The following is a 13,831-nucleotide window of genomic DNA, read 5'->3' as shown; positions in this document are numbered from 1 at the left end:
TGTGTTTTCGTGTGCGTGGGGTTGTGTTGGGGGTTGTCTCGTGTGTTGCGGGATGGCCCCCTTTTTTCATATTCACGTTGAGGTGGCGCAGATCTTCATTGCATCGGGTAAGTGGATGGTGCGCAGCCCATCGAGCAACAATGCAGAACCTTTCCGACCGTGATCGCACCCACATCGTCACTGGTTGGGTAGTGTGGTGGTGACTTAACATAGGAAGGTACCGCTCATGCTCAACCGTCTGCACGATGCCCTCAGACTCCGGACGAATCCGGCGATCTTCTTTTCATCAGCCGCGGTCATTATCCTGTTCGTGCTTGCTACCATCTTCTTCACCGACGCTCTAGACACTGGGGTCTCTGCAGCTTCGGACTGGTTGCTGACGAACCTCGGTTGGTTCTACATCCTCGGTGTCACCGTCTTCTTGGTCTTTCTCATCTACATTGCCGCCTCGCGCTATGGCCGGGCCAAGCTCGGCCCGGACAACGAAGAACCGGAGCACTCGAACGGTGCCTGGTTCGCCATGTTGTTCGCCGCCGGCATCGGATCGATTCTCATGTTCTGGGGCGTTGCGGAGCCCGTCAGCCACTTCGGTGACCCACCTCGAGGCTCCTTGGGAATTGAACCCGGCACCGTGGAAGCCGCCACGGATGCGATGAGCTTCACCTACTACCACTTCACCCTGCACACCTGGACGATCTTCACCTTGCCGGCGCTGTGCTTTGCCTACTTCATCCACAAGAGGAACCTGCCACCACGCGTGAGCTCGATCTTCCAGCCGATTCTCGGGGAGAAGATCCACGGTCCTATCGGCAAGTTCATCGATGTCGTCGCCATCATCGGCACTGTCTTCGGTATTGCGGTATCCATCGGTCTCGGCACCCTGCAGATCAACGGTGGTCTGGCGGAGATCATCGGCATCCCGGAGAACGCACTCTGGCAGTTGATCATCATCGGTGTTGTCTGCGGTCTGGCGACTATTTCTGTGTCCCTGGGCTTGGACAAAGGTATCAAGGTCCTGTCGAACATCAACATAGTGATGGCTGTTCTGCTGCTGATCTTCATCATCGTTCTGGGACCGACGCTGTTCATGGCTCGCGGTATCTTCGAGTCGTTGGGCACTTACATCCAGACCCTTCCCGAGTTGGCGCTGTGGAATGATACGTTCGCCGATACCGGGTGGCAGAACACGTGGACGGTCTTCTACTGGGCTTGGACGATCACCTGGTCGCCCTTCGTCGGAATCTTCATCGCTCGCATCTCCCGCGGTCGCACGATCCGACAGTTCGTCATCGGTGTCCTCGCTGTTCCCTCGGCCTTCTCCATCCTCTGGTTCGGTGTCTTCGGCTACGCATCCTTCGACATCGAGTTCAACAAGGGTGGCGGCCTCGTCGATCGAGTCGTCGGCGAGGGAGACATCCCAGGAGCCCTCTTCGCCTTCCTCGAGCACTACCCGCTCTCAGGCCCTGTGTCCGTGATCGCCATCATCCTTGTGATCATCTTCTTCGTCACCTCGGTGGACTCTGCTGCGTTGGTGGTGGACACCATGAACAATGGGCACGAAGACTTCAATCCCTTGGGGCAGCGCATATTCTGGGCGGTCTCCGTCGCAGTCGTCACCGCCGCCCTGCTCGTCTTCTCAGGCTCGGGTGGGCTCGAAGCATTGCAGTCGACGATCATCCTCGTCGGGTTGCCGTTCTTCGTCATCGCGTACTTCCAGATCTACGCTCTCATGCGCGCGTTGCGCGAAGACGCAGGCGAACTACCACGAGTGCGAATGCGCAAATGGAAGAAGGTTCTCCCACCCGAGGAAGTCGAGCGCAGAGCCGACGATGATGACGTCTTCGGTCACGAGTACGACGATGAGGAAGAGGTCGTCACCGCGCCCGAAGCGGTTGAGCCGGCACCCGAGTTCCGCGACCCCTACATCACCGACGAGAGCAAGCAGAAACGGCGTCATGGCACTCTCGCCAGCAGGACCGGCAGTGCCAAGAAGGAACCGCAGGCTCCGAGGTCATCCGAATGATGCGGTGATCCCCACCTAGAACAGGCGAATTGACTGGCCATACCCGCATGTCGGGTATGGCCAGTCCCTTATCAGGTCATCGGCTTGGGTTTCGCGGCCGGTGACCGGTGGCCGGCTGCCTTGTCGTGTGCCGGAAGGGCAGCCGGTCTGCTAATTCCGCATTGCTGAAATAGTGCCGGACCCGACGGAGCACACGTATTCCTGCCCATCTTTGATCGCACTGATTTCGACCTGGGTGACTGCCGATCGCGACGTGGCGGCTTGGACGGAAGCTCGCGCGATGAGCTTCTCGCCTGCGGCTGGTCGCAGGTAGGTCAGGTTGACCCCGGCCGTGAGTACTGCCGGGCCGAGCTTCTGCCCACCGGCGAAGGTCAGGGCATTGTCGGCCAGATAGCATTGGACGCCACCATGGACGTAGCCATGCTGCTGAAGATGGTGCTGCGTCAGTTCAAGTTCGAGGGTGACACCCTCGTCGTCGTATTGGGACAGCTTCGTACCCATCATTGTGCTGAACGGCTGAGATGCCAGAACGGACTGTGCATCCTCGAGTGAAGGGCTGGTCATCATCGACTCCGAATCATCTGTGTCTCAAGTGAGGTCTTCGTCAGGTTACTATGTGGCGTTTGCCGAGACTGCACATCGTCGCAGGCACAGAATCGGCCAGTACGTCATCAGCCCTGAGTCCTGAGACGTGAAGAGGAGGGCCCCGCTTGTCAGCGGAGCCCTCCTCGATGGTCCTATCACCTTGCGTCAGAACACAGACCGGTGTCGACTGATCAGTGTCAGGTGACGGTGATCAGGATCCTGATTTGATCATTTCGGCGCACTTCTCACCCATCATCATCACCGTGATGTTGGGGTTGACCGTCGTGATCTCCGGCATTGCGGAGGCATCGACGACGCGCAGTCGATTGACGCCCTTGACCCGCAGCTGGGGATCCAATGGAGACGACTGGTCATCGGCTGCACCCATCCGCGCCGTGCCCACCGGGTGGTAGACGGTGTTGTGGGTGCGGGTGATGTAGTCCTCGATCTGCTCATCGGTCTGGACATCCTTGCCGGGGAAGAGCTCCTCACCGGCCCACTCGGACATGGCGTCCTGGGCCACGATGGCACGGGCCTTGCGGATGCCGGCGATCATGACACGCATATCGTGGCCCTCAGGGTCGGTGAAGTACCGAGGATCGACGTAGGGCTTGTCCCGGAAATCACGCGAACGCAGACGCACGGTGCCGCGTGAGCGGGCATGCGTGACGTTGGGTGTCAGACAGAAGGTGTTCTCCGACGTCGGGTAGCCCTGACGCAGTGTATGCATATCGAACGGTACGGAACCGTAGTGCATCATCAGGTCGGGGCGGTCCAAGCCGTCCTCGGTGGGGGTGAAGATTCCCGCCTCCCACCACTGAGTGGAGTCGTCGACCATGGGCTTCTTCGCATCCCAGGCGATGACGCCTTCGGGGTGGTCCTGCAGGTGTTCACCGACACCCGGCGAATCGACGCGAACATCGACACCCACCTCGGCGAGGTGGTCCTTGGGACCGATTCCCGAGAGCATCAGCAGCTGCGGGGTGTTGATCGCACCGGAGGAGACGATGACCTCGCGCTTGGCCTCAATGCGCTTGGTGTGGCCGAAGGCGTTGTTGACGACGTGGACGCCGGTGCAGTTCTCCTCATCATCGAACTCGAGGACCTTGGCCTGAGTGTCGGTGAGGATCGTGAGGTTCTCACGGTCGAGGATCGGGTGCAGGTAGGACACCGAGGAGGACGAACGGGTGCCGTCGGCCTTCCGGTTGACCTGGAAGAAGTTGGCACCGTTGATGACGGTTTCGCCTTCGTTGAACTGGACGCGGGGGATTCCCTCCTGTTCACAGGCATCGAGCAGGGCAACACCGCAGGGGTCGTTCGGCGGCACATTCATCAGGTGCACGGGGCCGTCGTGACCGTGGTGGTCGCCGGGAAGCTCGTTGTTCTCGAGTTTCTTGTACAGGCCGAAGGTGTTCTTCGATCCCCAGCCGGTGGCGCCGAACTTGGTCTCCCAGTCATCGAGATCCTCACGCGGGGCCCAGAAGGCGATGCACGAGTTGTGCGAGGAGCAGCCGCCGAGGACCTTCGCCCTGGCATGCCTCATATGCGAGTTGCCGTGCTCCTGCTTCTCGATGGGGTAGTCCCAGTCGAAGCCTGACTCGAGCAGTTCCATCCACCGGTTGAGGCTGAGGATGACGTCTTCGCCGACATCGCTCGGGCCCGCTTCCAGCAGTCCGACGCTGACCTCGGGATCCTCGCTGAGGCGCGCGGCCACGGCAGCGCCCGCGGAGCCTCCGCCCACGACGACATAGTCAAAGCTATGAGTAGTTTCCACGTTCTGACTCTCCTTATTTGCTGTGATCGGGGAACCAGCCGGTCACGGCCGGCTCGAGGTTCTGGTAGATGTGCTTGGCTTCCTGGTATTCGGCCAGGCCGGTCGGTCCCAGTTCGCGGCCGGAGCCCGACTGCTTGTATCCGCCCCACTCGGCCTGTGGCAGGTAGGGGTGGAAGTCGTTGATCCAGATGGTTCCGTGGCGCAGACGCTGGGCGACCAGCTGAGTCTTGCCCGCATCCTGGCTCCAGACGGCGCCGGCGAGACCGTAGTAGGTGTCGTTGGCGATCTCGACGGCCTCGTCGACCGTGGAGAAGGTCTCGACGGTGACGACAGGGCCGAATGCTTCGTCAGAGACCACGGACATTCCGCGCTTGACCTGATCGAGGATCGTGGGCAGGTAGTAGTAGCCCTTTTCCAGATCGCCTTCGCCCCATGTGCCGCCGCAGAGCACGCGGGCGCCTTCGGCGACGCCCTTGTCGACATAGGCGGTGACCTTGTCGCGGTGGGCCGCGGAGATGAGCGGTCCGGTTTCGGCATTGTCATCGAAGGGCCCGCCGAGGCGGATCTGCTGAGCACGCTCGACGAGGCGGTCGACGAACTTCTCGGCAATGGATTCTTCGACGATGAGGCGGGCACCTGCGGAGCAGACCTGACCGGAGTGAACGAAGGCGGCGTTGAGCGCATTGTCGACAGCGGCTTCGAAGTCAGCATCGGCGAAGACGACGTTCGGGTTCTTGCCGCCGAGCTCGAGGGCGATCTTCTTCACGGTTGCCGCCGCGTTGGCCGCCAGCAGGCGTCCCGTGACCAGGCCACCGGTGAAGGAGACCATGTCGATGTCCTCATGGGTTGACAGGGGTGCACCGGCGTCCGCACCGGCGCCGAGGATCAGGTTGCCGACTCCAGCTGGCAGTCCCAGCTCTTCGAGCACCTGCATCGTCAGGATCGCGGTGTGCGGGGTGAGTTCGGCAGGTTTGAGGATGAAGGTGTTTCCGGCTGCCAGGCACGGTGCGATCTTCCATGCGGCCTGCAGCAGCGGGTAGTTCCACGGTGTGATGAGGGAGCAGACGCCGACAGGTTCGTGGACGATGCGGCTGGCGACCGTGTCGGTGCCGGCGTCGACGACGCGGCCGGCATCGTTGGCGGCAAGTTTGCCGAAGTAGTCGAAGCAGTTGGCGATGTCGTCCATGTCGATCTCGGACTCGACGTAGCGCTTGCCGGTGTCGAGGGACTCGGCGCGGGCGAAGTCGGCCTTGCGCTCACGCAGGACCGACGCGAACTTGAGGAGAAGATCGCCCCGTTCGCTGGCGGGCACGCTCGACCAGACCCCCGAATCATAGGCCCGACGGGCGGCAGCGATTGCCAGCTCGGTGTCGGCTGGGCTGGCTTCGTCCACCTCGGCGACGAAACTGCCGTCGGCCGGATTGTGGATCTCTCGGATCCCGCCGTTCTGGGCCGAAACCCACTGTCCATCGATGAAAAGCGTGTTGGGCACGATGTCTCCTATTTCTTGATGGTGAATGTCGTTGAGAATGAGTTTGTCTGGTCCACCCATGTCGAAGTGCGAGTCAATGCTGTGTGCATATCCCCTCTTTCCGCTGGTGGTGACGCTTCCGAGAGCCACGATATGCGAACAAGGGCATCCGATGCTCAATCGAATGAACAGGGTCACAGATTGCCGACGATGCTGGGCGCACATGCCGCCTTGCATGGTCTCGGGTGAAGTCTTCCGTGTCTGCGCGAGGTCCGGAACAGTCGATGCTGTGCGCAACCTCGTGCTTCGATCTGTGCACTGAGTCTGCGGTGACAATGAGCACAATCGTTGGGACGTCGATCGGGTATTTGAAACACCGGGCAATCTGGCGACGCCGCCTAAGCTGAGTTCCGGTATTGAGGTGCGATACCAGAAAGGAGTCAATTGCTGATGTAGTTTGGCGTGACGGTAATGCGATTGAAGCGGGGGAATGAGAGGAGTGGACCAGCATGCTCGAATCTTCCACACCAGGCTTCATGAATCCCCTACTGACCGCGATGAGATGACCGTGTGCCCCGTAGGCCGTTGCCGAGGGCATGGTTCGCCACGATTCTAACAGAGCACCTAAAGGCGATCTTGATTCGACGTTAAGACCTGATGCCTAATAGGGGAGTGGTCCGCCTAATCATTCACCGCCGGTTCGTCCGGTGAATCGCAGCGGCTGGAGACTGCCGATTGTGTGACCCGGGCCCGGCTGGTGGCTGGGAAAGAGAACTTAGCGTGACCTTCGCAGCACCCCGCTGACAATGAATACGTGTTCCCACGCACAGAACTTACCCGTTTCGAGTGGACTAGAATGGTGCGGAACCATTGAAAAGACTTTATAGGGAGAATCGTGGCCCCAGGGGATTCGCGAGACAGCCAGCAGAACCGCCGCTCGGACGGCGGGCGCCGCTCAGATCGCGACAGCAATCACAATCGTCGACAGGACTCCCACCAGTCCCGGGACGAGCGCGGGTCACGTAACTCCGATCGTCGCGACGACCGCCGAGGCGGCTACCAGGGTAATCGCACCAGCGACGGAGATCGTCGTGGTGGCTATCAGGGCAACCGCAGCCAGGACGACGACCGTCGTGGTGGTTACCAGGGTAACCGTTCTAACGATGGTGAGCGTCGCGGTGGCTACCAAGGTAACCGTTCCAGCGATGGTGAGCGTCGCGGTGGCTACCAAGGTAACCGTTCCAGCGATGGTGAGCGTCGTGGCGGTTACCAGGGTAACCGTTCTAACGATGGTGAGCGTCGCGGTGGCTACCAAGGTAACCGTTCCAGCGATGGTGAGCGTCGCGGTGGCTACCAAGGTAACCGTTCCAGCGATGGTGAGCGTCGTGGCGGCTACCAGGGCAATCGTTCTAACGACGGTGAACGTCGTGGCGGTTACCAGGGTAACCGCTCTAACGATGGTGAGCGTCGCAGCTTCGGCAGCGACCGTCGTGATGAGCGTCGCGGTGGCTACCAAGGTAACCGCAGCAGCGACGGTGATCGTCGTGGCGGCTACCAAGGCAACCGCAGCAACGAAGGTGAGCGCCGCAGCTTCGGCAGCGACCGTCGCGATGATCGCCGCGGAGGCTACCAGGGCAACCGCTCCAACGATGGAGAACGTCGTGGCGGTTACCAGGGCAACCGGAGTAACGATGGAGAACGTCGTGGCGGTTACCAGGGAAACCGGTCTAACGATGGTGAACGCCGAGGTTTCGGCGGAGACCGTCGCAGCGACGGCGAACGTCGTGGTGGTTACCAGGGCAACCGCCGCGATGACCGCGGAGGAAGCCGACGTCGCGACGACGGCGGCGGAGACCGCGGAGGCTTCGGTCGTAACAATAACGACCGCAGGGCCACGCGATCGACCGAAACCGGCGAATACGCACGCGAACAGCGCGCACGCCGTCCGCGCATCCAAGAGCCGCCGATTCCCGAAGAGGTCACCGGCAAGGAACTCGACAAAGAGCTGTTGGGACAGCTGCGTACCCTCGACAAGGAGAACGCTGCAGCAGTTGCCAAGCACCTCGTCTCCGCTGGAGGGTTCCTGGATGTCGATCCGGAACGCGCCTACGAGCATGCGAAGGCAGCCATGGCCCGCGCGGGTCGCGTCGGCCTGGTCCGAGAAGCACTCGGCATTGCCGCCTATCACGTGGAGAAGTACGACGAGGCAGTTCGCGAACTGCGCACGCACCGACGAATCTCCGGCTCGAACGACAACATTGCGCTCATCGCAGATGCAGAACGCGGTCGTGACAAGCCTCAGAAGGCCATCGAACTGTTGGAATCGTCCGGTGAGCTCGAACTCGACAACGATGCTCGCACCGAACTCGTCATCGTCGCCGCCGGAGCGAAATCGGACCTCGGCGACCTCAAGGGCGCACGGGCTCTGATCGAAGCCGAAGACTTCACCCAGAAGCCAAGCGGTGCACTGGTGCGACTGATGGCCGCGTATTCCGAAGTGCTGCGCCTGCACGGGGAAACCGAGATGGCCGACAAGTACGAAGAGCTCTCGCGTCGCACTGCCAAGGCCACGGGCACTCTCTTCGGGGACGAAGAGCCAGACCCCAACCTCGGCGTGGAAATCGAGACCGTCGAAGAGATCGAAGATGATGAGCCTGCCTCGCTCGACGATGCTCCTGCTGAGGCTGAGGCTGAGGCTGAGTACGGCTCGGCACACGATGCCGATGCTGTTGGGATGGCTGGCGTTGACACCAGGGACGCTGAAGAACTCGAAGATGCTGAGTTCGACAATGCCGAGACCGAGGTTCCGACCGCGGCTGGTTCAGACGCCGATGATGTCGATTTCGACGACGCAGACGCCCAGGACGCTGACAATGCAGAGTTCGACGAGGACGCTGGCGACGCCGAGGCTGACAGGGCCACCACGGCCAGCCTAGTTGCAGACAATGCCATCACAGACGCCGTTGCTGACGCGGCTGGAGACGATCACGTTCCGGCGAAGTCGAAGACGCATGTCTCGGAGAAGGAACTGAAGAAGGTCAAGGTCTCCGAAGAGGAGATCGAAGCTGAACTCGACGAACTGTTCGAGGACGCCGAAGACGCTCACGCGGAACCCGAAGAATCGGGCACGAGCCTCAAGCCAGCCGACAACGCGAGCTCAGAGGAGACGAACGTCTCGTATCGGCTGAACGGCCATCAGTGACGCCAGCCGCCAACGCAGCAGCACCGGTCGATCGACGTGCGCCTGAGGAATCGGGCGCACCGATCGACTGTGTGCTGTTCGACCTCGACGGCGTCGTCTACCACGGTCCGGAGCCGATCTCCGGAGCAGCGGAGGGCATCAACTTCCTCCACGACCAGTCCATCCCCGTCAACTATGTGACGAACAACGCCACCCGCACCGCCGAGGTGGTGGCCGAGCACATCTCCACGCTGGGAATCCGCACGACACCGGCCGAGGTGACCACCTCGGCGCAGGTGCTGGCCGGACGGCTTGCCGAGAGATTCGGAGACGGGGCGCGCATCTACCTGGTGGGCACAACCGGCCTGGCCAGGGCGCTGGAGTCCGAGGGACTGACACTCACACGCAATCTGGATGACGGGCCCGTCGCCATCGCCCAGGGCCTCGACCCGAACATCACGTACGAGACGATCGTGCGCGCCTGTGAAGCGATCACATCAGGCATCGAGTGGTGGGCGACGAACCCCGACTATTCGATGGTCGGTCCCAGGAGTCGAGTCCCAGGCAATGGGGCATTCATCGACATGCTCTCCAAGCTCACCGGTGCTCAGCCCACCGTCGTCGGTAAACCCTCCCCGCACATGATGGAGTTCGCGGCACGCAGGATCGGAGCCAGACGACCTCTGATGGTCGGAGATCGCCTCGACACGGATATCGAGGGCGGCAACTCAGCAGGGTTCGAAACCGTTCTCGTCCTCACCGGCGTCCACGACATTCATGACGCCCTCCGAGCCAGTCCCGGTCTGCGTCCCACCTATATCCTGCCCAGCCTGCGCGGCCTGCCGAAGCTCATCGACGCCGAGGATACGCATGGAACCGCCGACGGAGAGCATGGATCCGCGGGCGCTCGGATCGTCGATGGTGAACTGCACCTGGACGATTCTGCCCACCTTGGGGCCGCCATCGTCGAGGACGCTCTCCGACTAGCATGGGAGGCGATGGACCGCGGCGAGGACGTGGCTCCAGGGAATCTGCCACGGAGGATCCATGACTGAACCGATGCACGAACCACAGCAGAACGACGAACCACAGCAGGCCGAAGCGTCGAGCCAACCGGCATCGCCGAGCCGACCCACCCCGGCACCCACGCCATCGGCACCCACCCCGGCACCCACGCCATCGGCACCCACCCCGGCACCCACGCCACCCAACCCGGCTTCTGTCAACGGCGATGTGCCGGTTGAAAACTGGCGCCGTGACCTTGAACAGATCGACCAAGCACCAAGCGCCGAACGACACGCACTCCTGTCTGCACTGCTGGATGAGCTCGACTCCCAGGTGAGTTCATTGTGAGCCGGCTCGACCGCGAATTGGTCGAACGGGAACTGATCGCCACACGGTCCCGAGCGGCACGGGAGATCGCCGCCGGACGGGTCAGCATCAACGGCCGAGCAGCCGCGAAGCCCTCGCAGGATGTGACCGACGCCGACGAGCTCACAATCACAGAACCCGACCCCTGGGTGGCACGCAGCGCACACAAACTCCTCGGCGCACTGGACTCCTTCTCCATCACCGACTTCGCAGGCAGAACCGCGCTCGACGCCGGCGCCTCCACCGGCGGATTCACCCAAGTCCTCCTGCATCGGGGAGCGAAGGAGGTCTGGGCCGTCGACGTCGGACACGACCAGTTCGACGCGGGACTTCGCCAGGACCCAAGAGTCCGTGTCCGGGAGGGCCTCAACCTGCGTGAGCTGGAGAGTTCCGACGTGCCGCAAGTCGATGTGGTCGTCGCCGACGTGTCATTCATCTCCCTGCGCCTGCTGTTGGCTCCGCTGCTGGCAGCCACACAGTCTACCGGCGAACTTCTTCTCATGGTCAAACCCCAGTTCGAACTCGCCCGCGGAGCACTCGACAAACACGGCGTCGTCTCCACCGTGAGCAAGCGACGGCGGGCCCTTGACTCCGTCCTCGCCGGCATCGCCGAACACGAGGCCCGCGTGGTCGACGTCGCGGGCTCCGTGCTTCCCGGTCCCAGTGGAAACCGGGAGTACTTCCTGCGTGTTCGACCAGGGAAAACACGAACCGAGTCCGATAGGCTCAACGAGGCGGACATCGCAACCCATCTGGATCAGATCATGAGAGGAGAGCCGTGAGCCGACACATCATGGTGCTGCTGCATCCTCAGCGCGAGGAATCAGCAGTGGCAGCAGTGAGCGTGTGGAAGGCGCTCCTCGACGACGGAATCACCCCAGTCGTCCTCGACGAAGAGGTCCTCGACTTCGCCGAACGCAGTTCCCACGCCGACGTGCAGCAGGAGCTCCTCAGCCGCTGCGAGGTCATCGACCCGGCCCAGCTGGCGACCTGGAAGACCAGATGCGAACTCGTCATCGTCCTCGGCGGTGACGGCACGATCCTGCGTGCGGCCGAACGCTTCCACGGCTCCGGGGTCCCGCTCATGGGCGTCAACCTCGGCCACGTGGGATTCCTCGCCGAAAGCGAAAGAGAAGACCTCGCCGAGGCGGTCCATCGGGCCTCCCAGCGTGACTACCTCGTTGAGGAGCGCCTCGCTCTGGACGTCACCGTCTGGCACGAGGGGGAGGCCATCTACAACGCCTGGGCCCTCAACGAGGCCACCATCGAGAAGACGTCGAAGGCCCGCATGATCGATGTCGTCCTCGGCGTCGATGCCCGACCGGTGTCCTCGTTCGGCTGCGACGGAGTCATCCTGGCAACACCGACAGGATCGACCGCGTATGCCTTCTCCGCCGGCGGCCCGATCGTCTGGCCCGAGGTGGAAGCACTGCTGCTCATCCCGATCTCAGCCCACGCCCTGTTCACCGAACCGCTCGTCGTCAACCCCGACTCCCGCCTCGGCGTGGAGATCTCGCCGCGCAATCCCGACTTCTCCGCCGTCCTGTGGTGCGACGGCCGTCGAGCCCTCGAACTGCCGGCCGGGGCGCGGATCGAAGCCAAACGTTCACAGTCACCGATCAAGCTGGCCCGACTTCACACCGGCCCCTTCACCGATCGATTGGTGGCGAAGTTCCGACTGCCCGTCTCCGGTTGGCGGGGACCGATCGAGGAGGCGTAGATGATTTCCGAACTCAGAATCTCCCACCTCGGCGTGATCGCCGAAGCAGAAGTCGAACTCTCCACCGGCTTCACCGTCGTGACCGGTGAGACCGGTGCCGGTAAGACGATGTTCGTCTCAGCACTGAGCCTGCTCATGGGCCGCAAAGTCGGTGCAGGTGTGGTTCGCAAAGGTGCGGAGAAGGCCGAGGTCGAAGGCATCTTCTCCGCCGTCACCGACTCCGTGCGCTCCCGCATCGAAGAGGCCGGAGGCAGCGCCGAGGATGAAGCGATCATCTCCCGCACCGTGGCACAGAAGGGTCGCGCCCGCGCCACCGCCGGTGGACGCACCGTCCCCATCTCCGTCCTGACCGAAATCTCCGATGAACTCATCACCCTCCACGGACAGTCCGAACAGCTGCGACTCAAAGGCCCCGCCCAACAGCGGCAGCTGCTCGACGCAGCCGGAGGCCCCGAGCTCGAGGCCGTGGCCGGCAGATACCGTGCAGCATTTGAGAACTGGCGCGAAACCGAGAGCCGGGTCGCCCGAATCAAGGACAGCACCGCGGCCAGACGGGAGAGGATCCTGTGGCTCGGCGGCTGTCTGGAAGCTATCGACAAGGTCCGCCCGGTCCCAGGCGAAGATGAAGCCCTGACCGCGCAGGCCGCGAAGCTCGGAGCCGCGGCCGAGATCACACAGGCCGTCGGCAGTGCCCACGACCTCCTCCTCGGAGGCGAACTCGACGATGCCGGCGCCGCCGTCGACCACGTGCACCAGGCCATCAGCGCGCTGACCGACGTGGAATCCGCGGACCCGGAACTGGCTCGAATCAAAGCCGCCATCAACGACGCGGTCCTGCGCCTCTCCGATTCCGCCGCAGAGCTCAGCTCCTACCTGACCGGATTCGACGAACTGGGGGAGACCTCACTTGAAGAGACCGAAGCTCGCAGAGCCGAACTCGGATCACTGGCCGCCTACGGGCAGGACGTGGCCGAGGTGCTGGACTTCGAGACACGCTCAGCTCAGGAACTGGCCGAGCTCGAGGCCGATGACCGCGACCTCGGACAGCTCGACGCCGAACTCGACGAAGCACGCAGCGCAATGGAAGCGGCCGGCAGCGCGCTGACAGAGATCAGAACCGCGACGGCAGCATCCTTCTCCCGAGCCGTGAGTGCAGAGCTCGCAGCCCTGTCGATGCCGAAGGCCCAGGTGACGTTCGAACTCACCGAACGGGAACCGACAGCACACGGCTGCGACGATGTCCGCCTCACCTTCGCCCCACACGATTCCTCGGCCGGTGATGACATCGGCAAGGTCGCCAGCGGTGGCGAGCTCTCACGCGTGATGCTCGCCATCGAAGTCGTCCGTGCGGCGGGGGAGGCCATCCCCACCTACGTCTTCGACGAAGTCGACGCCGGTGTCGGAGGAAAGGCCGCCATCGAGATCGGCCGACGCCTCGCCAAGCTCGCTGAGAATGCACAGGTCATCGTCGTCACTCACCTGCCCCAGGTCGCAGCCTGGGCTGACACCCACGTCACCATCGTCAAGGACGACGACGCCGAAACCGTGAAATCCGGCGTCAGAGAACTCAGCGAAGACGAACGGGTCATCGAGCTCTCACGGATGCTCGCCGGAATGGAGGACTCCTCCTCGGCGAAGGCCCATGCAGCCGAACTCCTCGACTCAGCACGGCAGGTCAAGACCGGCCAGACGGCGCTGACATGAGA

11 protein-coding genes are annotated in these 13,831 nt (G+C 62.6%); 7 read left to right on the top strand and 4 right to left on the bottom strand.

Going from position 1 to position 13,831, the window contains the following annotated elements; translation table 11 throughout:
- Nucleotides 1-226: 226 nt before the first annotated feature.
- Complete coding sequence (locus tag JFC13_RS07585; protein ID WP_198396461.1) at nucleotides 227-2,023, top strand: BCCT family transporter; 1,797 nt, start codon at nucleotides 227-229, stop codon at nucleotides 2,021-2,023.
- A 150-nt stretch (nucleotides 2,024-2,173) separates the two neighbouring features.
- On the opposite strand, the gene JFC13_RS07580 is transcribed toward JFC13_RS07585, so the two are convergent.
- From JFC13_RS07580 to JFC13_RS07565, 4 genes are all read right to left on the bottom strand, one after another.
- Nucleotides 2,174-2,587, bottom strand: coding sequence for a PaaI family thioesterase (locus tag JFC13_RS07580; protein WP_198396460.1), 414 nt, complete (start codon nucleotides 2,585-2,587; stop codon nucleotides 2,174-2,176).
- Between the two features lie 232 nt (nucleotides 2,588-2,819).
- Nucleotides 2,820-4,382 carry a GMC family oxidoreductase gene (locus tag JFC13_RS07575; protein ID WP_198396459.1) on the bottom strand — a complete coding sequence of 521 codons (1,563 nt, stop codon included), beginning with the start codon at nucleotides 4,380-4,382 and terminating at the stop codon, nucleotides 2,820-2,822.
- Between the two features lie 13 nt (nucleotides 4,383-4,395).
- Nucleotides 4,396-5,874, bottom strand: a complete 1,479-nt coding sequence (locus JFC13_RS07570) for an aldehyde dehydrogenase family protein (protein WP_198396458.1) — start codon at nucleotides 5,872-5,874, stop codon at nucleotides 4,396-4,398.
- Nucleotides 5,875-6,871: 997 nt separating this feature from the next.
- Nucleotides 6,872-7,915, bottom strand: coding sequence for a hypothetical protein (locus JFC13_RS07565; protein WP_198396457.1), 1,044 nt, complete (start codon nucleotides 7,913-7,915; stop codon nucleotides 6,872-6,874).
- Between JFC13_RS07565 and JFC13_RS07560 the strand changes: the two genes are divergently transcribed.
- Genes JFC13_RS07560 through recN form a run of 6 tightly spaced genes read left to right on the top strand, consistent with a single transcriptional unit; the run spans nucleotide 7,862 to nucleotide 13,829 of the window.
- Nucleotides 7,862-9,055, top strand: coding sequence for a hypothetical protein (locus JFC13_RS07560; RefSeq protein ID WP_198396456.1), 1,194 nt, complete (start codon nucleotides 7,862-7,864; stop codon nucleotides 9,053-9,055). The two genes, JFC13_RS07565 and JFC13_RS07560, sit on opposite strands and share 54 nt — an antisense overlap.
- Nucleotides 9,052-10,089, top strand: a complete 1,038-nt coding sequence (locus JFC13_RS07555) for an HAD-IIA family hydrolase (RefSeq protein WP_198396455.1) — start codon at nucleotides 9,052-9,054, stop codon at nucleotides 10,087-10,089. The genes JFC13_RS07560 and JFC13_RS07555 overlap by 4 nt, the downstream gene beginning before the upstream one ends.
- Nucleotides 10,082-10,387: a hypothetical protein gene (locus tag JFC13_RS07550; RefSeq protein WP_232488297.1), complete on the top strand. Its 306-nt coding sequence runs from the start codon at nucleotides 10,082-10,084 to the stop codon at nucleotides 10,385-10,387. Before JFC13_RS07555 ends, JFC13_RS07550 begins: the two co-directional genes overlap by 8 nt.
- Entirely contained in the window at nucleotides 10,384-11,187 is an 804-nt protein-coding gene (locus JFC13_RS07545; protein WP_198396454.1) for a TlyA family RNA methyltransferase, read from the top strand. Before JFC13_RS07550 ends, JFC13_RS07545 begins: the two co-directional genes overlap by 4 nt.
- The gene (locus tag JFC13_RS07540) at nucleotides 11,184-12,125 is read left to right on the top strand and encodes an NAD kinase (protein ID WP_186293183.1); all 942 of its coding nucleotides are present in this window, start codon (nucleotides 11,184-11,186) and stop codon (nucleotides 12,123-12,125) included. The genes JFC13_RS07545 and JFC13_RS07540 overlap by 4 nt, the downstream gene beginning before the upstream one ends.
- Nucleotides 12,126-13,829 carry a DNA repair protein RecN gene (gene recN / locus JFC13_RS07535; protein ID WP_198396453.1) on the top strand — a complete coding sequence of 568 codons (1,704 nt, stop codon included), beginning with the start codon at nucleotides 12,126-12,128 and terminating at the stop codon, nucleotides 13,827-13,829.
- The last annotated feature ends 2 nt before the right edge of the window (nucleotides 13,830-13,831 follow it).

The sequence above is a fragment of the Brevibacterium antiquum genome, assembly GCF_016107655.1.
In the GTDB taxonomy this organism is placed as follows: Bacteria; Actinomycetota; Actinomycetes; order Actinomycetales; family Brevibacteriaceae; genus Brevibacterium; species Brevibacterium antiquum.
Note: the sequence above shows the minus strand (reverse complement) of the source record. Positions and strands in the feature narration are given on the sequence as shown.